At 37.1% G+C, this 18,855-nt stretch carries 19 protein-coding genes and 1 tRNA gene; 16 read left to right on the top strand and 4 right to left on the bottom strand.

Translation table 11 applies throughout. The features are described from left to right. Positions 1-870, bottom strand: a complete 870-nt coding sequence (locus tag ACFSQJ_RS03235; RefSeq protein ID WP_377765494.1) for a bile acid:sodium symporter family protein — start codon at positions 868-870, stop codon at positions 1-3. A 133-nt stretch (positions 871-1,003) separates the two neighbouring features. Here ACFSQJ_RS03235 and ACFSQJ_RS03230 point away from each other — a divergent pair, with 133 nt between their 5' ends. From ACFSQJ_RS03230 to ACFSQJ_RS03170, 13 genes are read left to right on the top strand one after another with little or no spacing between them, the layout of a single operon-like run. Continuing rightward, a complete protein-coding gene (locus ACFSQJ_RS03230) occupies positions 1,004-2,815 on the top strand; it encodes an acyl-CoA dehydrogenase (protein ID WP_377765492.1) in 1,812 nt (603 codons plus the stop codon). A 19-nt stretch (positions 2,816-2,834) separates the two neighbouring features. Continuing rightward, on the top strand, positions 2,835-3,608 hold the full coding sequence (locus ACFSQJ_RS03225) for an SDR family NAD(P)-dependent oxidoreductase (protein ID WP_377765490.1): 774 nt from the start codon (positions 2,835-2,837) through the stop codon (positions 3,606-3,608). A gap of 9 nt (positions 3,609-3,617) precedes the next feature. Further along, on the top strand, positions 3,618-4,835 hold the full coding sequence (locus tag ACFSQJ_RS03220; RefSeq protein WP_377765488.1) for an acyl-CoA dehydrogenase family protein: 1,218 nt from the start codon (positions 3,618-3,620) through the stop codon (positions 4,833-4,835). A 2-nt stretch (positions 4,836-4,837) separates the two neighbouring features. After that, on the top strand, positions 4,838-5,917 hold the full coding sequence (locus ACFSQJ_RS03215) for a phosphotransferase family protein (protein WP_377765487.1): 1,080 nt from the start codon (positions 4,838-4,840) through the stop codon (positions 5,915-5,917). 5 nt (positions 5,918-5,922) lie between these two features. Further along, positions 5,923-6,309, top strand: a complete 387-nt coding sequence (locus ACFSQJ_RS03210; protein ID WP_377765485.1) for a hypothetical protein — start codon at positions 5,923-5,925, stop codon at positions 6,307-6,309. A gap of 15 nt (positions 6,310-6,324) precedes the next feature. Beyond that, positions 6,325-7,080: an SDR family NAD(P)-dependent oxidoreductase gene (locus ACFSQJ_RS03205; RefSeq protein ID WP_377765484.1), complete on the top strand. Its 756-nt coding sequence runs from the start codon at positions 6,325-6,327 to the stop codon at positions 7,078-7,080. Positions 7,081-7,083: 3 nt separating this feature from the next. After that, complete coding sequence (locus ACFSQJ_RS03200) at positions 7,084-7,857, top strand: enoyl-CoA hydratase/isomerase family protein (protein WP_377765482.1); 774 nt, start codon at positions 7,084-7,086, stop codon at positions 7,855-7,857. A gap of 11 nt (positions 7,858-7,868) precedes the next feature. Continuing rightward, positions 7,869-8,870 carry an NADP-dependent oxidoreductase gene (locus ACFSQJ_RS03195; protein WP_377765481.1) on the top strand — a complete coding sequence of 334 codons (1,002 nt, stop codon included), beginning with the start codon at positions 7,869-7,871 and terminating at the stop codon, positions 8,868-8,870. Continuing rightward, positions 8,870-9,847, top strand: a complete 978-nt coding sequence (locus ACFSQJ_RS03190) for an NADPH:quinone oxidoreductase family protein (protein WP_377765480.1) — start codon at positions 8,870-8,872, stop codon at positions 9,845-9,847. The genes ACFSQJ_RS03195 and ACFSQJ_RS03190 overlap by 1 nt, the downstream gene beginning before the upstream one ends. Before the next feature lie 6 nt (positions 9,848-9,853). Beyond that, positions 9,854-10,591, top strand: a complete 738-nt coding sequence (gene fabG, locus ACFSQJ_RS03185; protein WP_377765478.1) for a 3-oxoacyl-ACP reductase FabG — start codon at positions 9,854-9,856, stop codon at positions 10,589-10,591. Positions 10,592-10,595: 4 nt separating this feature from the next. Continuing rightward, on the top strand, positions 10,596-11,060 hold the full coding sequence (locus ACFSQJ_RS03180; protein WP_377765476.1) for a MaoC family dehydratase: 465 nt from the start codon (positions 10,596-10,598) through the stop codon (positions 11,058-11,060). A 49-nt stretch (positions 11,061-11,109) separates the two neighbouring features. Further along, positions 11,110-11,616 (top strand): DUF4442 domain-containing protein, encoded by a 507-nt coding sequence (locus ACFSQJ_RS03175; RefSeq protein ID WP_377765474.1) that lies wholly within the window; start codon positions 11,110-11,112, stop codon positions 11,614-11,616. Positions 11,617-11,638: 22 nt separating this feature from the next. Continuing rightward, complete coding sequence (locus tag ACFSQJ_RS03170; RefSeq protein WP_377765473.1) at positions 11,639-13,462, top strand: AMP-dependent synthetase/ligase; 1,824 nt, start codon at positions 11,639-11,641, stop codon at positions 13,460-13,462. Positions 13,463-13,489: 27 nt separating this feature from the next. Here ACFSQJ_RS03170 and ACFSQJ_RS03165 read toward each other — a convergent pair whose 3' ends face one another. After that, positions 13,490-15,091 (bottom strand): S8 family serine peptidase, encoded by a 1,602-nt coding sequence (locus tag ACFSQJ_RS03165; RefSeq protein ID WP_377765472.1) that lies wholly within the window; start codon positions 15,089-15,091, stop codon positions 13,490-13,492. Positions 15,092-15,669: 578 nt separating this feature from the next. Between ACFSQJ_RS03165 and ACFSQJ_RS03160 the strand changes: the two genes are divergently transcribed. Beyond that, the gene (locus ACFSQJ_RS03160) at positions 15,670-16,293 is read left to right on the top strand and encodes a hypothetical protein (RefSeq protein WP_377765470.1); all 624 of its coding nucleotides are present in this window, start codon (positions 15,670-15,672) and stop codon (positions 16,291-16,293) included. 44 nt (positions 16,294-16,337) lie between these two features. Beyond that, positions 16,338-17,411 carry an XRE family transcriptional regulator gene (locus ACFSQJ_RS03155; RefSeq protein WP_377765468.1) on the top strand — a complete coding sequence of 358 codons (1,074 nt, stop codon included), beginning with the start codon at positions 16,338-16,340 and terminating at the stop codon, positions 17,409-17,411. A gap of 351 nt (positions 17,412-17,762) precedes the next feature. Here ACFSQJ_RS03155 and ACFSQJ_RS03150 read toward each other — a convergent pair. Then, positions 17,763-17,836, bottom strand: a tRNA-Arg gene (locus ACFSQJ_RS03150). A gap of 65 nt (positions 17,837-17,901) precedes the next feature. Between ACFSQJ_RS03150 and ACFSQJ_RS03145 the strand changes: the two genes are divergently transcribed. Beyond that, on the top strand, positions 17,902-18,414 hold the full coding sequence (locus ACFSQJ_RS03145) for an adenine phosphoribosyltransferase (protein WP_377765794.1): 513 nt from the start codon (positions 17,902-17,904) through the stop codon (positions 18,412-18,414). Here ACFSQJ_RS03145 and ACFSQJ_RS03140 read toward each other — a convergent pair. Next, a complete protein-coding gene (locus ACFSQJ_RS03140; RefSeq protein ID WP_377765467.1) occupies positions 18,411-18,563 on the bottom strand; it encodes an SsrA-binding protein in 153 nt (50 codons plus the stop codon). The genes ACFSQJ_RS03145 and ACFSQJ_RS03140 overlap by 4 nt on opposite strands. Between the last annotated feature and the right edge of the window lie 292 nt (positions 18,564-18,855).

Below are 18,855 nucleotides of genomic sequence, written 5' to 3'. Positions count from 1 at the left end.
TTAATTTTTGATTTGCTCACTAAGTTTTTTGTTGCTCCAGTAAATAAATACTCCTGCGGTAAAAAACATAATAATGCCATATACGGCTGGTGTAACTGCGTAAGCTGTATTTTGTAATAGAATGGTAGCGATACTTATGCCCAATGTTCCATTTTGGATACCTCCTTCAATCGCAATAGAAAAGCGCTGTTTTAGAGATAAATGGAATGCATAGCCCAAAAAATAACCAACTCCCATGGTAAGGATATTCAATGTTAGTGAAACCAAACCAGCTTGTTGTATATACGAAAAAAGCAATGCCCTTTCTTTAGCGATAACTGCCACTAGCACTAAGACAAAAAAGATGCCTGAGGCCCTTTTTACAGGTTTTTCCATTTTTAGGGCAAAGTCCGGCTTTTTAGCTTTTAATAACATTCCAAATGCTACAGGAAGTATCACAATAATAAAAACCTGCATTATAGTGGCTGCTATATCCAGCTGAATTAAGGTCCCTTCACCCAGAACATACTGTAGCCCAAGATTAATTATAAAAGGAATTGTGATTAAGGTAATCAGGCTACTTATCGCCGTAAGGGAAACCGATAATGCAGTATCCCCATTTGCCAAATGCGTAATTAAATTTGAGGTAGGGCCACCAGGGCAAGCCGCCATAATAACTACCCCAATTGCTATTTCTGCGGGCAGCATAAAAACAGCGATTAGCGAAAAACCAATAATTGGTAGTAGCACTAGTTGACATACCAAACCGATCAAAACTGCTTTGGGCCGAACAAAAACCTCGACAAAGTCTTTGGTGTTCAATGATAACCCCATGCCGAACATGATTATTATGAGTGATAATGCAAGAATAGCATTGGAAATATTGTCCATAAAATTTTACGATTAGCGATACTCTATTCTAAATATAGGCATCTTTTAATAACAGTATTTTATTATACCAGTTTAATGAGATTGGCATAAAATAATTTTAACTTGAAGAACTTATAATTTAAGAAATACAGCTATGGCAAACCAATATGTTGATATAGATACCCTAAAGTTTTTGTTGTATAAGGTGCATAATTTAGAAGAAGTTCTTCAACAGTCTAAATATGAAGATTATGACAAAGATTCCATAGAACTATTGTTGAATTCGGTAAAGGAGTTCTCTGATAAAGAGCTGTACCCATATTTCCGTGAAATGGATGAAAATCCAGCTCATTTTAAAGATGGTGAGATTGTAGTGCATCCACAGGTTAGAAAATATATGAAAGCAGGGGGGGAGATGGGTTTTATCTCGGGGGGATTCCCTTATGAAGATGGCGGCATGCAATTGCCTTCAATGGTTATAAATGCATCTGCTTTTATACAAGATGCAGCAAATAATCATTTACCCGGCTATATAGGGCTAACCGTAGGTTCGGCCGAGCTGATCACACATTTTGGGAATAAAGAATTGAATGAAACCTACGTTCCTAAAATGCTGGAGGGTACTTGGGGCGGAACAATGTGTTTAACTGAACCTCAGGCAGGTAGTTCTTTATCTGATATTATTACATCTGCAACCCCAGATGGGGATGCCTATAAAATTCATGGTCAAAAAATATTTATTTCAGGAGGGGACTATCAGGGCGCTGAAAATATTGTCCATTTAGTATTGGCCAGGGTAAAAGGTGCCCCTGCTGGTACTAAGGGCATATCATTGTTTGTAGTCCCTAAAAATAGACCTGATAAAAATGGAACCCTTACACCAAATGATGTACAGACAGTTGCAGATTTCGAAAAAATGGGACAGCGCGGATACTGCACTACCCATCTTTTTTTTGGAGATAAAGAAGATTGTAAAGGTTGGTTGGTAGGTGAGGAGAACAAAGGTCTTAAATACATGTTTTTAATGATGAACGGGGCAAGAATAGCTGTTGGCAGGGGTGCTGCGGCAATAGCTTCGGCTGCATACCAGGCTTCTCTTAATTATGCCAACGAACGGGCGCAGGGTAGAAAGTTGACCAGTACGGGTAAAAAGGATGCCAATGAAGAGCAGACCTTGATTATTAATCATCCAGACGTCAGACGAATGCTATTACTGCAAAAAGTAGTAACGGAAGGTTCATTAAGCCTAGTGTTTTTAGCGGCAAAATATCACGATTTATCACAATCACATGCCGATAAAGAAGAGCGGGAGAAATATAATTTATTGCTTGAAATTATGACTCCTGTCGTAAAAACATATCCATCTGAAATGGGTAGGATAGCTGTTGATAACGGATTGCAAATTTTAGGGGGATATGGTTTCTGTTCTGATTATGTATTGCAGCAATACTTTAGGGATATTCGTATTTCAGCTTTGTACGAAGGCACTACGGGAATTCAATCACAAGATTTGTTAGGCCGAAAAATAACGATGCATAATGGAAAAGCATTACAGTTGCTTTCAGAAGAAATAACAAATTCCATAAAGGCAAGTATGGCTCACACAGCATTAGCTCCTCATGCAAAAAAACTAGCTGAAAAGTTAGAGTTGACCCAAAAAGTTCTCAAATCACTAATGGGGTATGCAATGAAAGGGGATTATGAACGCTTTTTGGCAGATGCAACACCGTTTATGGAGTTTTTCAGCAACATCGTATTGGGTTGGGTATGGTTGGGTATCGCCGAAGAAGCCCAAAATGCATTGCTAACCGGCAGCAAAGAAAATAGCATGGAGTTTTACGAAAATAAGATTCATGCCATGCGATTCTACTTTAAATATGAATTGCCAAAAACAAACGGATTGGCCGAAATATTAATGGATAATCAGGATCTTACAGTTGGAACAAATGAAACCATTTTCAAATAATAAAAGGACTTAGGAAAGTATGGGCATAAAACAAAAATTTGAACTCAAGGGTAAAGTAGCAATTGTAACAGGTTCAAGCAAAGGTATTGGACTTTCAATTGCTAAAGGATTGGCAGAGAATGGTGCCAAAGTGGTCATTAGCAGTCGAAAGCAAGAGGCAGTTGAAACCGTTGCCAAAGAATTTAATTCGGCTGGTTTGGAAGCTATTGGAATAGCTTGCCATATTGGTGATGAAGCGCAGCGCAAAGCATTGGTAACAAAAACTATAGAAGAATATGGCCGAATTGATATTTTGGTAAACAATGCGGCGATCAATCCATTTTACGGGCCTTTAGAGACTTCAGGGGAAGAGGTTTTTGATAAAATAATGAACGTTAATGTAAAGGCCCCTTGGTTGCTTTCCAATCTCGTGCAACCATACATGAAAGAAAATGGAAGCGGCAGTATTATAAATATTTCTTCTGTTGAAGGTATTCACCCTGGCTTTAGATTGGGCCTATATAGTATGACCAAATCAGCGTTGATCATGCTCACTAAAAACCAGGCAAAAGAATGGGGCAGATATGGTATCCGTTCCAATGTGGTCTGCCCGGGGCTAATTAAAACAAAGTTTAGCGAAAGTTTATGGTCCAATGAAAAATTGGTCGCTGGTTATAACCAAATGGTGCCGCTACAACGAATGGCAGAACCAGATGAGATGGCCGGGTTGGTGATGCTTTTAGCTTCAGATGCGGGTTCTTATATGACAGGCGGGGTATATGCCGCTGATGGGGGGTATTTAATTTCAGGATAAAAAGCGAATATGAATTTTGAGTATAGTGAAAAGTCAGTTGAGCTTCAAAAAAAATTGGAGCAATTTATTGTCGATTATATCACTCCGGTTGAAAAGGAGGTTGAAACATTTCATTTAGATCCTGCCAATGCTTGGAAAAGATGGCCTGGGCTTGAAGGGTTAAAACAAAAAGCTAAAGATGCCGGTTTGTGGAATTTATTTCTTCCGAAGTCTTATGGCGATTTAAGTCCTGGACTGACGAATATGGAATATGCGCCTTTAGCCGAGATTATGGGCCGTATTTTATGGTCTTCAGAAGTATTTAATTGCAGTGCTCCCGATACCGGTAATATGGAAGTGTTGGCAAAATATGGCACACCTGTACAGCAAGAGCAGTGGCTAAAACCATTGATGAATGGAGCTATTCGCTCGGCTTTTTTAATGACAGAACCAGATGTAGCCTCCTCCGATGCTACCAATATTGAAACTTCAATTGTTGCTGACGGCGATGATTATGTGATTAATGGAACAAAATGGTGGTCGTCTGGTGCAATGGACCCAAACTGTAAAATTGCTATTGTTATGGGGAAAACAAATTTCGATGCCCCAAGACACTTGCAGCAAAGCATGATTTTAGTGCCTATGGATACTCCTGGGTTAGAAATTGTGAGACCTCTTAAAGTTTTTGGTTATAACGATTCCCCAGAAGGCCATGCCGAAATAATATTGAAAAACGTACGTGTCCCAAAACAAAACCTATTGGTCGGTGAGGGGCAAGGTTTCGCGATTGCACAAGGACGCTTAGGTCCTGGTAGAATACACCATTGTATGCGATTAATAGGTATGGCGCAGCGCTCATTAGAAGTAATGTCTGCTCGTACTACCGAACGTAAACCTTTCGGTAGAACTTTGGATACGTATAGTAGTATTCGGCATGATATCGCAAATTCTGCCTGCGAGATAACTCAAACACGATTACTGGTATTGTCCGCTGCTGATAAAATGGACCGTTTAGGTAATAAAGAGGCTAAAGATTTAATCGCCATGATTAAGATTGTCACTCCAAATATGACCTTACGTGTGGTGGATAGAGCCATACAGATTATGGGTGGCAGAGGAGTAAGTGGCGATACGCCCTTAGCACACTTTTTTGCAGCCGCAAGAATGCTGCGTTTAGCGGATGGCCCCGATGAAGTACATATGAGTCAGCTAGGTAAGAATATTATTAAAAAATATGCCAAAGGATAAAAATGGGTCATAATCAACATACAAAACCAGTTAGGGAAGGAGAAGAGTTAAATGCAAAAAATTTAAAAGACTTCTTGCGAAATCACGACCTAATAGAAGATGAGAAAAGTGAATTAAAGGTTTCTCAATTTTCTAATGGCTTTTCTAACCTTACTTACCTTTTACATATTGAGAATAAGGAATATGTTTTAAGGCGCCCACCCTTTGCGGCTCCCAAACGAGGTCATGATATGGGTAGGGAATATAAAGTGATTCATAAACTCAATGCCGTTTTTGAAAAAACCCCAAAAGCGTTTGCTTATACGGAGGATAAAACGATTATTGGAGCTCCTTTTTATATAATGAGTAGGGTTTCTGGTGAGATTTTAACGGCAAAGGAAGCACATAAAAGAAGTGTTGGTCCAACCGAATTTAAGACAATTTCAAACACATGGTTAGATACATTTGTTGCCTTTCATGATATAGATTATAAGGAAGCAGGATTAATAGATTTAGGAAAACCAGAAGGTTATGTCGAGCGACAAGTTACCAATTGGGGTAAGCAATACTTGGCCGCAGCTACCCATGATGTGCCTGCTGCGAAAAAAGTAATGCAATGGATGCAAGATAACCAACCCACAGAATATGACCATACAATTATTCATAACGACTTTAAGTATGATAACGTGGTATTTAAAGATGATTCTTGGAAAGAGATTTCGGCTATTTTGGATTGGGAAATGTGCACATTGGGAGACCCTTTAATGGATTTAGGAACTTCTTTGGGATATTGGACAACCATATCAGATCCGGATTTCATGAAGCAAGGTCTGCAGTCGCCAACGGTAATGGAGGGCAATCCGTCGCGAACAGAGATTGTTGAGCAATACGCGCTCAAGAGTGGTCGAAATATAGACAATCTGACTTTCTATTATGCTTACGGATTATTTAAGATAGCGGTGATCGCACAACAAATTTTTTATAGGTATAAACATGGGCATACTTGTGACCCCAAGTTTGCTTATTTGGATAAAGCATCAGAATTATGTTGCAACACCGCTTGGCAAGCAATTAAGAAAAACCAAATGGACAATTTATTTTAAACCCTATGGCGAAAGAATCTTTTTTGGAAATTAATAAGGCGCAATTTCAAAGGTTTATGAAATTGCCAATGGATACTCCGGTGGTTATGTTGAATTTATTGAAGTTTAAAGAAAAAGTTTCTGAAACAGGCTTGTCTGGTGAAGCTTCCTATAAAGAATATATGAAAGCAGCGACTCCTTTTTTTGCCAAAGCTAATGCAGAAGTTCTTTTTATCGGAAAACCCGAGACAATGCTTATCGGTCCAGAGAATGAAGGTTTGTGGGACAAGGTACTATTGATGAAATATGATACCATTGCCGGTTTTCTTGGTATGGTACAGGCAGAGGGTTATCCTAGCCATTTAAGAGCAAATGCATTGGAAGATTCGAGATTAATTCATTGTAAATGGTAATTGAAGACATAAGATATGAACCTAGATACTAAAGTAGTAATAATAACAGGTGCGGGCAGCGGTATTGGTGCCGCCACTGCAAAGCTTTTTGCGACACATAATGCGAATGTAATTGTCTCGGACATCAATTTAGAAAGTGCCCAAAAGGTAGTTGATGAGATCATTGCTGAAGGCGGAAATGCTTCGGCGATTAAAACTGATGTTACCCAATTTGAAGAGGTAGAAACTTTAATTAAAAAAACCGTTGAGCATCATGACAGACTAGATGTTATGGTCAATAACGCGGGCATTGGCGGTAAAAACCAGTTAAGGACTGCAGATCATACCCATGAAGATTGGCATAATGTAATCGCCGTTAACCAAACAGGAGTATTTTATTGTATGAAACTGGCACTTCAACGAATGGTAAAGCAGGGAAATGGGAATATAATCAATGTGGCCTCGCTTGCGGGTTTAAAAGCCTCGGGAAACAATCTTTCTTACAGTGCTAGTAAATTTGCGGTTGTGGGAATGACTAAATCAGCTGCATTGGAATATGGTAGAAAAAACATTCGTATTAATGCCGTCTGCCCTGGTTTTACCAACTCTGCACTTCTAGACCAATTGCTGTCGGTCAGTTCTGATATGGGTGATAAGTTAAAACGATTTATCCCCATGGGAAGATTTGGTGAAGCAACTGAAATTGCTGAAGCAATTTGCTGGTTGGCATCCGAAAACTCAAAATTTATAACTGGCCAAACAATCACCTTAGATGGTGGAACATCCTTATAAAATATGGAGAATATAAATCTGATAAAAAAAGAAGGTTACGCCATAGTTCAAATGAACCGCGGAAAAGTTAATGCTATCAATCGTCAAATGGTTCTTGAGCTGCAAAAAACATTTGAAGCCTTAGCGTTAGATTCTGATACAAAGGGTGTTATTTTAACGGGGCAGCCCCATTACTTTTCAGCTGGCTTAGACTTGATTGAATTATTTCAATATAATAAGGAAGAAATTACAGAATTCTTTAGCGCATTTGGCAGTTTGTACCTGCAATTAGTCCAATTTAAAAAGCCCTTTATTTCAGCAATTACAGGGCATTCGCCAGCTGGAGGGACCGTTTTGGCCGTAACAAGTGATAACCGATACATGGCACAAGGAGAAAAATATGTTATCGGTTTAAATGAAGTCGCTGTAAATATTCAAATCAGTCAAAACCTAACTGAAATATATGCTTTTTGGATGGGCGATGGGTTATCGAGCAGGTATATCCTTGAGGGTAAATTATTGAATGGTGATGAAGCACTCGCAGCTGGTTTGGTTGATGAGTTGGTTCCTTTAGAAAATGTATTGGATAGGGCAGAAAAGAAAATGAGACACTATTTAAAGGCTGATCAAGAAATCCTACTAAATACGAAAGCGAAACTTAGAAAACACCTTTGGGACAAACTGGATTTGGACGCTGAAAATTCTTTAAGAGAAGCATCCGAGCTTTGGTGGAAACCTGAGATCCGCGCTAAAATGAAGGCGTATGTCGAGAGTTTTTCAAGTAAAAAGAAATCATAGAAAACACAAAAATGAATAAGCAATTGTTATTTGTAAAACGGCCAATCGGGGCTGCAGATGCCGCTACGTGGTCCTTAGAAAAAAATCCTATCCCCGAAATTAATGAAGGGCAAATTTTGGTAAAACAACATTATGTGTCCCTAGATCCTGCCATGCGCGGTTGGATGAACGAGGGAAAATCGTATATCGCACCAATGGAAATTGGTTCGGTAATGCGTGCCGGTTCGGTTGGTGAGGTTATCGCCTCTAAAAATCAAAAATTTGATGTTGGTCAGTATGTTGCAGGAACGGGAGGTGTTCAACAATACGCAGTTTCGGATGGAAAAGGTTTTTATCAAATAGACCCGAAGTTAGCTCCGTTACCCATGTATATCGGCACCTTGGGTATGCCGGGTATGACAGCCTATTTTGGAATTACCGAAGTAGCCAAGGTAAAAGAAGGTGAAACCGTTTTGGTGTCGGGTGCTGCCGGTGCTGTGGGTAGTATTGTGGGGCAGGTTGCCAAAATAAAGGGTTGCAGAGTAGTGGGTATTGCCGGAGGACCTGATAAATGTAGGTATGTTGTAGAAGAGTTGGGTTTTGATGCATGCATAGATTATAAAAATGAAAATGTAGCATCACGATTTAAAGAAGTGTGCCCCAAGGGGATTGATATTTATTTTGATAATGTTGGAGGCGAAATACTAGAAATTGCATTGACAAGGCTTCGTATGCATGCGCGTATCGTTATATGTGGTGCCATATCTCAGTACAATACTAAAACAAAAATTAAGGGTCCGAGCAATTACTTGTCATTATTGGTAAATAGGGCAAGTATGACAGGAATGGTGGTTTTTGACTATGCAGATAGGTATAAAGAAGGTGCTCAGGTTTTAGGAGGATGGCTTGCACAAGGAAAACTAAAAAGTAGGGAAGATATTTATGAGGGCATAGAAAATTTTCCTGAGACCTATAACCGTTTATTTTCTGGTGATAAAATGGGCAAACTAGTATTAAAAGTGATTGAAGATTAATGAAAGCAATTAGATGTAAAGCATATGGTCCACCAAATACTCTGATTTTAGAAGAAGTTGAAAATGTAAAACCAAAAGCAAAAGAGGTTTTGGTAGCGGTTAGGGCTTGCGGCCTTAATTTTCCGGATACCTTAATTATACAAGGCCTATATCAAATTAAACCCGAATTACCTTTTACCCCTGGTAGTGACGTTGCAGGGGTAGTCAAGAAAGTAGGTGAAGGTGTTTCGCATGTAAAAGCTGGTGATGAGGTTTTTGGTTTTGTGGCACATGGTGCCTTGGCGGAAGAAGTTATAATCTCCTCAAATGCCTGTTTTCCAAAACCTTCTCAGATGGATTTTCCAATTGCAGCCTCTTTTATGATGGCATACGGAACTTCTTATCATGCCCTGAAGGATAGGGCAAAGCTTAAAGAAGGAGAAACCTTGTTGGTTTTAGGGGCTTCCGGTGGCGTGGGTTTGGCAGCGGTAGAACTTGGAAAATTGATGGGAGCTAGAGTTATCGCTGCTGCTTCCAGTGATGAAAAGTTGGCAGTATGTAAAAAATATGGAGCTGACGAACTTATTAATTATAATACTCAGGAATTAAAATCTACACTAAAAGAATTAACGAATGGTGCCGGGGTCAATGTGGTTTACGACCCCGTTGGAGGTGCATATTCAGAAGCTGCATTGCGTGCAACAGCCTGGAACGGTAGATTTTTAGTGGTTGGGTTTGCCGCAGGCGATATTCCCAAAATACCTCTTAATCTACCTTTGTTAAAAGGAGTTGCCATAGTAGGTGTTTTTTGGGGAGGATTTGCAATGAGAAGCCCTAAGGAAAACAGTCAGAATACCATGACCTTGATGCAATGGTATGCTGAGGGAAGATTAAGACCACATATTCATGCTATTTATAATTTGGAAGATACATCCAAAGCACTTGAAGAAATGATGAATAGAAAAGTAAAGGGAAAACTAGTGATCAAAATTAATTAGGAGCATATGAGATTAAGGGATAAAATAGCAGTAGTCACCGGTGGTGCCAGAGGTATTGGGCAGGCAATAGCAGAATTATTTGCAAAGGAAGGAGCAGTGGTCATAATTGTGGATCTGTTACCTCAAGGTGAAGAAGTTGCAACCGCAATAAACAATACAGGCGGTAAAGCTGAATTTCATGCAGTTTCGGTAACTGATAAAAAAGCTGTAACGCAACTTTTTGCTGATGTTCACACCAAACACGGTAAGTTGGATATCTTGATCAATAATGCCGGAATCACCCGCGATAGAACCCTTGAAAAAATGAGCGAAGAGGAATGGGATTCGGTTGTAGATGTAAATTTAAAAGGGGTTTTCATTTGTACTCAGGCTGCTGTAACTTACATGAAAGCCAATAACTATGGCAGAATTGTAAGTGCGGCATCCAATGTTGGCTTACGTGGAAATTTTGGGCAGACCAATTACGCGGCCACAAAGGCTGGGGTTATTGCTATGTCCAAAACATGGACTGTTGAATTTGGAAAATATGGAATAACGGCAAATGCAATCGCACCAGGATTCACTATGACCGATATGGTCGACAAAATTCCGAAAGAACACATTGAAGCGATCAAAGCAAGTATTCCCTTAAAAACTGCTGCACAGCCCATTGATATTGCCTATGGATATTTGTATTTGGCATCAGATGAAGCAAGATTTGTTTCCGGAATATGTTTAACCATAGATGGGGGAACTTCAAGATAGAACTATGGAAAAATTAGTTGTAGCCGACTTTAATGCTTTTAAAAGTTTAAAAGGTGAAAAATTACCCACCGGAGAGTGGTTAACGGTAACACAGCAAATGATAAACGACTTTGCCAAGGCAACGCACGATTTTCAATGGTTACATGTTGATGTTGAAAAAGCTAAAAAACACTCCCCTTTTAAAAAGCCTATTGCACACGGTTTTATGTCCATAGCATTATTGTCGAAGATGTTGATGGATATAATCCATGTAGAATCATCTAAAATGGGTGTGAATTATGGGTTGAATAAAGTACGTTTTCCAAGCCCACTTTTGGTAGATAGTAAGATTCGTATTCATAGTGAAATTTCAAACATTGAGGAGTATGGTGAGAATGGCTTGAAAATTACATGGAACTGCAGTGTAGAGATCAAAAATCAAGAGAAACCGGCATGCGTGGCAGAGTTTTTAAGTCTAATGTTTGAATAACATGTTTTAACTAAAGCAAGAAGGTAAAAAGATGTCCATATATCAAAAAATGACAAAAATTGGTTCTAAACTTATGGGTTGGGACAAGCTTTTTAAATATGGGTTTAATCTGTCACCAATGTATAGAAGAAGCACGGCCAGAATCATCGATACTTCTAAAGATTTAGCAAAAGTCACCATTAAGCTTCCAATATCCTATAAGAACAGAAACTATGTAAGTTCCATTTTTGGAGGAAGTATGTTTTCTGCAGTTGATCCTATACCAATGGTACAATTAATTAATATCTTAGGAGAAGATTATGTGGTTTGGGATAAATCGGCTGAGATTTTTTTTAAGCGTCCCGCCCGTGAAAACCTATATGCTGATTTTGAATTTACCCTAGAGGAAGTGAATGAAATAAAAGCTGGGGTCATTCAAAAAGAAGAAATTGAAATTATAAAAATTACCCAGCTTACCAATAAGGCAAAAGACAAAGTGTTTTGTGAAGTACGTAAAACGATTTATATCGCCGACAAGAACTTCTACAAAGAGAAGAGAAAGAATTCAAAGAAGTAAACCGAACCTAAAACGCCATACCATGACCAGACTATTTGACCTTCTTGAGCATCAAATAAAAAACCACCCGCTTGATAAATCTGTAAGTTATCGTGATGCATCGGGTAATTGGAAGTCATATAGCTCGCAGCTGGTGCATGAGATGGCAATGCAAGCAGCCTCTGGGTTATTGCAGCTAGGTTTAAAAAAAGGTGATAAAGTAGCGGTCGTTTCTTATAAGAATAGGCCTGAATGGCTTATCATGGATTTTGCAATTCAGATGGCAGGATTAATCAGTATTCCCCTATATCCAACAATTAGCTCCAAAGAGTATGAATATATCTTGAACGAAGCTGAGGTGAAAGTAGCTTTTTGTGGAGGTGGTGATTTACACGATAAACTTACGGTTAGCCAAAAAAACACCGAAACCCTTGACCATATTTATACCTTCGATCAAGAAAAAGGAAAACCGTATTGGGAGACCATTTTTGATACTGCAAACCAGAACGCCGTTGAGGAGGTTAAAAAGACCATTACAGCAGATGATCTGGCAACGATCATTTATACCTCTGGTACCACGGGCAACCCAAAAGGTGTGATGTTAAAGCATAGTAACATCATGCATATTGTAACTAAAACTTCAGATTTACTCGAGGCAAATGCAGGGGAAAAGGTCTTAAGCTTTTTACCGTTATGCCATATTTATGAAAGAACAGTGTCATTTGCATACTACTATAAATGTGTTTCCGTCTATTTTACCGGAACGGATAACCTGAGCGGTCCAGAAGGTGATTTGGCACTTCTTAAACCAGTGATGTTTACCACAGTGCCCAGATTATTGGAAAAAGTTTATGAAGCCATTTACAATAAAGGACTTGCCCTAGAAGGAGTAAAAAGGAAGTTATTCTTTTGGGCATTGGCACTAACGGATGATTTTGATATTGACAGAAAACTATCTTTTGTACAAAAGCTCAAATGGAAAGTTGCCGATAAACTAATTTTTAGCAAATGGCGAGCGGCTTTAGGAGGTAATATTAGAATGATTATTACCGGGGCGGCCCCCTGCCCAGTAAAAATATTACGTGTTTTTTGTGCCTCGGGTATTAATGTTAGGGAAGCCTACGGGCTCACCGAAACATCACCGACCTTAACTGGTAATACGATGAAGCCCAATGGAACATTAATAGGTACTGTCGGTTACGCAATTGATGGGGTAGAATTATATATAGATGGCTCAGATGGAGATTATAACGAAGGTGAAGGTGAAATACTAGCCCACGGACCAAATGTAATGCTTGGCTATTATAAGAAACCGGAGGTTAACGCTAAGGTGTTTAAAGAAGTAAACGGGAAGACGTGGTTCTGCACTGGAGATATAGGAAAACTAATTAAAGGTCCGGGGAATAGGGAATTCCTTAAAATTACCGATAGAAAAAAGGAGTTGCTTAAAACCTCTGGTGGAAAATATGTTGCTCCTGCACCTATAGAAAATAGGGTTAAAGAAGACTTTCTTATTGAACAGATGATGGTTGTTGGCGACAAACAAAAATTTGTTTCCGCTTTAATAGTACCGGCTGAAGAAGCACTAAAAAATTGGTGCCTTCATAAAAAAATGAAATGGACTACTTTACCCGAGATGGTGAAGAAAAAGAAAGTTATTGCCAAGTATGAAAAAATAGTGGCGATTTACAATTCGGAGTTTGGCCATATTGAACAAATAAAAAAAATCAAACTAATTTCGACCCCTTGGTTGCCCATACATGAAGATGGTTCAGATGCAGAATTAACACCTACTTTAAAACTAAAGAGAAGGGTTATCAGAGAAAAGTATAAAACGGAGATAGCGGCTATATACGCCGAATCTTAACAAGACTAAATTCTGACACAGAAGGCCTTATTTTTTTACCGCTAGTTTAAATGCGTTTTCAACATTTAGAATACCACCCGCCATGCAAAGGTCAGTAAACAGTACTTTTGTTTTTCCTCCCTCATCCAGAAATATTTCACCATTATATTTTGAAACCGATTGTAGTATAATTTCCCGTATTTCTGCTGCTTTAAGTTTCGGATGGTACAATTTTATTGTTGCACAGGTTGTAGCTACTATTGCCGAAGAAATTGAGCTGCCCGAAGTTTTAAAATATTCATTTTTAGGGTTAGTGGTTAAAAAATCAGTACCAGGTGCAAATAGGTCAACAGTTTCTTTTCCATAATTTCCATGAATTGGTTTTAAATTGGGGCCAATGGTCGAATCACTCATTCCAACCATTATTAAGTTCGATAATCTATATTTTTTATATTTTTTTCGAGGATGTGTCATTATCTTATCTAAATTTTCCCCTGTATTACCAGCACTCGTTACGATTAAGACGTTATGTTTTTCAGCATATAACAACGCTTCATACAATAAGCTTGGTTTTAAGAGAAATCTAATGCTGGAGCTGTAATTAATAATATCAGCACCGTTGTTTACGGCATAGCGTATAGCTTTTGCTATATCTTCTTCGAACTCCGCTCCATTTTCGGGGAATATTGAAATTGGCATAATCTCAATATTTTCAGCTTCATCAGGTAAATTTTCTGTGATAGCTTTATAGGTTTTCACAATTACTCCACCGATTTGTGTTCCATGTTTTTCGTTTGAAATATTGATATCCAATCTATTTGAACCTAACTTAGGAAATGTGTTATTTATGCTCGAATGATTTTCAGTTAAGTTTTCATTTAGAGCATAGTATTTGTTTTTGTTCAGATAATCTAGAGAAAGTTTATAATCCTCTTCTCGGTTGTTCTTCAACTTATCTAATGAAAAATAAATTAGCCTTCCACGTTCTTCATCATTTCCTTTTGTGTACACTTCGTTAAAAAGACTATCTAGTGAAGAAAGATTGTAAGGTTTTTTAAAATCATAAGTCAGTAAGAGACTATCTGACGCAATTTGAGATGTCTCATACCATTCAATATACTCTTCATAAGGCGCAAGACGCATTTTCTCTTCTTTAATGGTATTTAAGGCTTTATTATAGGTTGCTAAAAAATCCAATTCTTTAGAATTTAACTTCCCCTTCTTTTTACTTAATCTCTCATATTTTTGCTTGAATGCTCTTGTAAATCGAATTGAGGTATTGTTGGCATACTTGATAATTTTCTTATCACCTTTGGCTAGAAAATTCCATCCATGAATATCATCTATATAACCATTTTTATCATCATCTAAATTGTTGCTCTTGACTTCTTTGGTATTAGCCCAGATATATTTATTTAAATAGTGGTGATTTACATCAATATCTGAATCAATCAATGCTATTATAACCTTGTCGTTTTCATTTTTAGATAAAACAACAGAGGACAAATCACTACTTATTCCAGAAAAACTGTCCTTTCCAAATTGGTCAAACTGCCAGTACGAAATACTATCCATAAGGTTTGTTTCGCCTTTTTGGGCATTCAAAAAGAAACTTGATACAAAGAGTATGAAAAAAAGGGAAGACTTCATAAATTGAATTTAAAGCCTTTCTTATTAATAAAGGCTTTTATGGCATAATTTATAAGTTTTTCAGGCATAATTATCTTCAAGTTATTAAAACAATCTATTGACGTTTAAAACCAAGTCTAATCAAATAATATGATTTCCTAAAAACTTGAAAACCATGTAAATGGCAAGACTTACATGGTTTTAGAGCTGTTTGTTACAGCTTTTGGTGACCTCGACAGAATTATCATTATTGTACTTTCTTCGTGTTTTTTGATATCTAATGATAGCAAAATATTATATTTTCTTTATATCAACGTCGCTTTAGACATCATAGCATATCAAACTTTATGAGCAATGATCGAGCAGATTTCTGTTCTGAAGACTTCGATTTTTCAATAAGTTCTTAAGTATTACTTGCATAAGGAAAATATCATCCTAGTATAATACTAACATTATACATTATATATGTTTTATTATATATAATGTTTTCCATATAATGATAAAAATTATATATTTGTATTTCAAAAGAAATCCCATTGGAGTGGGATTATCTTTTTTGGGTTTCGGCGAAACTCCAATAAATTTTGTAGGTAATTATAATGCAAAAGTACCAAAAGGATTGGAAAAATCCAAGAAAAAGAAGAGTTGTCTCGTTAGACGAGTGCAAGCTCGAATTAAAAGAGGCACTGCCTCTAATGTTCACTGCCTTTAAAGAGGCATTAAAGTCTTACAATCGAGATGTTGTATTGACAAGACCAGAAGCAAGGGCTAGAGGATTTGAAGCCTCCTTGTTAAATTCTAAGATGATTGAAAGTGTTCAAAACTTTTTTCCGAACAAGTGGAAGTTTGCGAAGTATAAAAGGTTTGTTCTTAATGTAAAAGGTTTTGTTATTCTTTTTAAAAAATTGAATAATAAAAATCTACCGATGAATATAAAAACAAAATCGGTTAATGCAATTTCAAATCAGTTGAGCCTTCCGTTGTTTAATGATGTGGGTACAACGGAAAATCCTATTTTGTTTTTTGGGTATAAAAAAGACATATTAGGGAATATTTCAGAGCCTAAACTTGTATATATAGACGAGGATAAGGTTAAGTGGACAATTACTCAGGACGATATAGATGATTTAGGGCAACTTGGTGTTATTAAACCAATTAATACTAGTCCATCTTTACCTGTTTTAAAGGAAAATGTCCGAATTAAAAAGAAGAATATTAATTAATTAACCGGAGTTTCGCCGCACCTATTTTCCAACTACTAAATAAAATGAACATAAATTATAGACAATTAATATTTGCAAGAGAATACAGGGGGTTAACGCAAACAGAACTTGCCTGTAAAATTGATGGTTTGTCTCAATCTAATCTTTCTAAGTTTGAAAAAGGAGTAGAGACATTATCAGAAGAACTGATAGAAAAAATCATATTATTCTTAGATTTTCCAAAAGGTTTTTTTTCTAAGAGAATTTCTACAGTTATCGAAAACGCGCACTATCGCAAAAGAAGTGGAATTACAAAAAAGTTGAAGACTGAATTCGAATATTCCACAAAACTTGTGGGCTACATTGTAGATAGCATGGCTGAATCTATTCAATGGCCTGAGTTTAAATTAAAAACATTTGACCTGGAAGAAGGTTTTTCGCCTGAATATGCAGCACAACACACAAGAAAAATGTTGAATCTGAAAGCTGATGAACCGGTAAGGAATATTTTTCATCTTTTGGAACAAAGTGGCATATTAATAGTGGAGATTAGTGCAGATATGAAGTTTGATGCTGTCACTATTCAAACTGATGAAGGCTATCCTGTAATCATATTAAATAAGCACTATCCAAATGACAGAAAACGCTATAATTTGGGACATGAGTTAGGCCATTTGATTATGCATGTCATTGGAAATATAGCCATTCCAGAGTCAAGAAATAATACAAAGCAAAAAGAATCAGAAGCCAATAGATTTGCTGCGGAGTTTTTGATGCCCTCCGAGTCAATTCGAAATTCATTAAAAGGCCTTAGATTATCTTATTTGGCTGAGCTGAAACGCTATTGGCTTACTTCAATGAGTTCTATTATAAGAAGAGCTAAAGATTTGGATTGTATCACAGAAGACAGATATAAATATTTAAACATGGAGTTTAGTCGCAGAGGATTTAGAAAAAATGAAGGATTAAATGTTTTTATTGATTCTCCAGTTGCTTTCTATAAAGGTTATGATTTACATAAAACGGATTTGGAATATTCTGATAAAGAATTATCTGATGCGTTTTGCTTACCACAAAGTATAATTGAGGATTTCTGTACTGTAAAACCAAGTAATGGAAAATTACGATTGATTTTATAGATTAATTAAAATCAATCCTTATGCATACATATATAAATTTACTTTTTTACATAAACGTTACTCTAAATATTAAATTAAAATCTACACCAAATAATTGACCTTGGGAGGATTCAATATTTGATATATAAAAGTTATTCTACATATCAAATAGGGCTTGGTATGGCTATAAATGACCAAATCTGCGCAATATATTGATATGAAAAGTAATATAATGGTCTAAAAAAGGGTGAAGATTCAGGGTATTTTGTAACTAAATGAAAATGAGTTATATACGGAATCAAGTAAATGAGCAAGGATCGAGCAAAAATCCTCTAAAAACACGTAACTCCCTGATTATCAGGGAGTTATTTGTGACCTCGACAGGATTCAAACCTGTAACCTTCTGAGCCGTAATCAGATGCGCTATTCAGTTGCGCCACGAGGCCTTTTTAATGGGGTGCAAATATATTTCTTTTTAAATTTACAACAAAACCCTAGCAAGCAAAAACTAATGGATTTTAAGCCCTTTATAAGAGATGTGAACGATTTTCCTAAAACAGGAGTCATTTTTAAAGACATAACCCCACTCTTGAATGACAATAATGCTTTGAAAGCCGCTTGCCAAATACTCTTTGAAAAAGTACATGGGCAGCATATAGACAAGGTCGTCGGAGTAGATAGTAGGGGCTTTATTTTTGCCCCGCTCCTAGCTTCAAAACTAAATGCTGGCTTTGTGCCTGTGCGTAAAAAAGGCAAGTTACCGTATGAAACACTTTCGGAGTCGTACGCACTGGAATATGGTACAGATTCGCTAGAAATTCATGCTGATGCCATTAAAAAGGGAGAGAAAGTGCTAGTTCACGATGATGTCTTGGCCACCGGTGGCACAGCTGAAGCGGTATGTAAGCTAGTGGAGCGTTTAGGAGGAGAAATCGTGCAATGCAATTTTTTAATTCAATTAGACTTTTTAAATGGCGCTGAAAAATTGAACGGTTACGATATTAAAACCCTGCTGAAGTATTAGCCTAATGCTTTTGTGGTTACAAAATATCGCCACCCGATAATGGCCAATTGAAATTTGCTTGCTTTGGCCAAATCCAACCTTTTTTTTGTAAAAGAAGGCAAAATTATCTTGTTGATTTTTGCCAAGACCTTAAAAAACGATTTTTCCACTATTATTTTTTTGACAAAGTACAAAAAATAAAAAGCCCGCTTTAGAGCGGGCCGTTGATTGATTGATGTATTCTTTTTAAAAAAGGAGGAAAATGTTCAGTTCAGGTTTTTAAATAGGCATGAAAGGCATTCATTTATATTTAAATAAATAAGCCTACTACACTCATAAAAACAAGAACAATAAATTTTACAATGGCGATCATAAGTTTAAAATTTTCTGGTTAATATTTGATTACTTCGATTGATTGTTTTTTCAATATATGTTGATAAATATCATGTTTCCAAAGATTTG

Source organism: Croceitalea marina (assembly GCF_042684265.1).
Lineage (GTDB): Bacteria > Bacteroidota > Bacteroidia > Flavobacteriales > Flavobacteriaceae > Croceitalea > Croceitalea marina.
The sequence above is the reverse complement of the archived record's forward strand: the minus strand, read 5'-3'. Positions and strand labels throughout refer to the sequence as shown.

Coding starts and splice junctions, on each gene's coding strand:
- ACFSQJ_RS03210 (WP_377765485.1), top strand. CDS start 5,923: ATGGCGAAAGAATCTTTTTTGGAAATTAATAAGGCGCAATTTCAAAGG.
- ACFSQJ_RS03225 (WP_377765490.1), top strand. CDS start 2,835: ATGGGCATAAAACAAAAATTTGAACTCAAGGGTAAAGTAGCAATTGTA.
- ACFSQJ_RS03165 (WP_377765472.1), bottom strand. CDS start 15,091: ATGAAGTCTTCCCTTTTTTTCATACTCTTTGTATCAAGTTTCTTTTTG.
- ACFSQJ_RS03215 (WP_377765487.1), top strand. CDS start 4,838: ATGGGTCATAATCAACATACAAAACCAGTTAGGGAAGGAGAAGAGTTA.
- ACFSQJ_RS03195 (WP_377765481.1), top strand. CDS start 7,869: ATGAATAAGCAATTGTTATTTGTAAAACGGCCAATCGGGGCTGCAGAT.
- fabG (WP_377765478.1), top strand. CDS start 9,854: ATGAGATTAAGGGATAAAATAGCAGTAGTCACCGGTGGTGCCAGAGGT.
- ACFSQJ_RS03180 (WP_377765476.1), top strand. CDS start 10,596: ATGGAAAAATTAGTTGTAGCCGACTTTAATGCTTTTAAAAGTTTAAAA.
- ACFSQJ_RS03200 (WP_377765482.1), top strand. CDS start 7,084: ATGGAGAATATAAATCTGATAAAAAAAGAAGGTTACGCCATAGTTCAA.
- ACFSQJ_RS03160 (WP_377765470.1), top strand. CDS start 15,670: ATGCAAAAGTACCAAAAGGATTGGAAAAATCCAAGAAAAAGAAGAGTT.
- ACFSQJ_RS03175 (WP_377765474.1), top strand. CDS start 11,110: ATGACAAAAATTGGTTCTAAACTTATGGGTTGGGACAAGCTTTTTAAA.
- ACFSQJ_RS03145 (WP_377765794.1), top strand. CDS start 17,902: ATGGATTTTAAGCCCTTTATAAGAGATGTGAACGATTTTCCTAAAACA.
- ACFSQJ_RS03205 (WP_377765484.1), top strand. CDS start 6,325: ATGAACCTAGATACTAAAGTAGTAATAATAACAGGTGCGGGCAGCGGT.
- ACFSQJ_RS03155 (WP_377765468.1), top strand. CDS start 16,338: ATGAACATAAATTATAGACAATTAATATTTGCAAGAGAATACAGGGGG.
- ACFSQJ_RS03235 (WP_377765494.1), bottom strand. CDS start 870: ATGGACAATATTTCCAATGCTATTCTTGCATTATCACTCATAATAATC.
- ACFSQJ_RS03220 (WP_377765488.1), top strand. CDS start 3,618: ATGAATTTTGAGTATAGTGAAAAGTCAGTTGAGCTTCAAAAAAAATTG.
- ACFSQJ_RS03230 (WP_377765492.1), top strand. CDS start 1,004: ATGGCAAACCAATATGTTGATATAGATACCCTAAAGTTTTTGTTGTAT.
- ACFSQJ_RS03190 (WP_377765480.1), top strand. CDS start 8,870: ATGAAAGCAATTAGATGTAAAGCATATGGTCCACCAAATACTCTGATT.
- ACFSQJ_RS03170 (WP_377765473.1), top strand. CDS start 11,639: ATGACCAGACTATTTGACCTTCTTGAGCATCAAATAAAAAACCACCCG.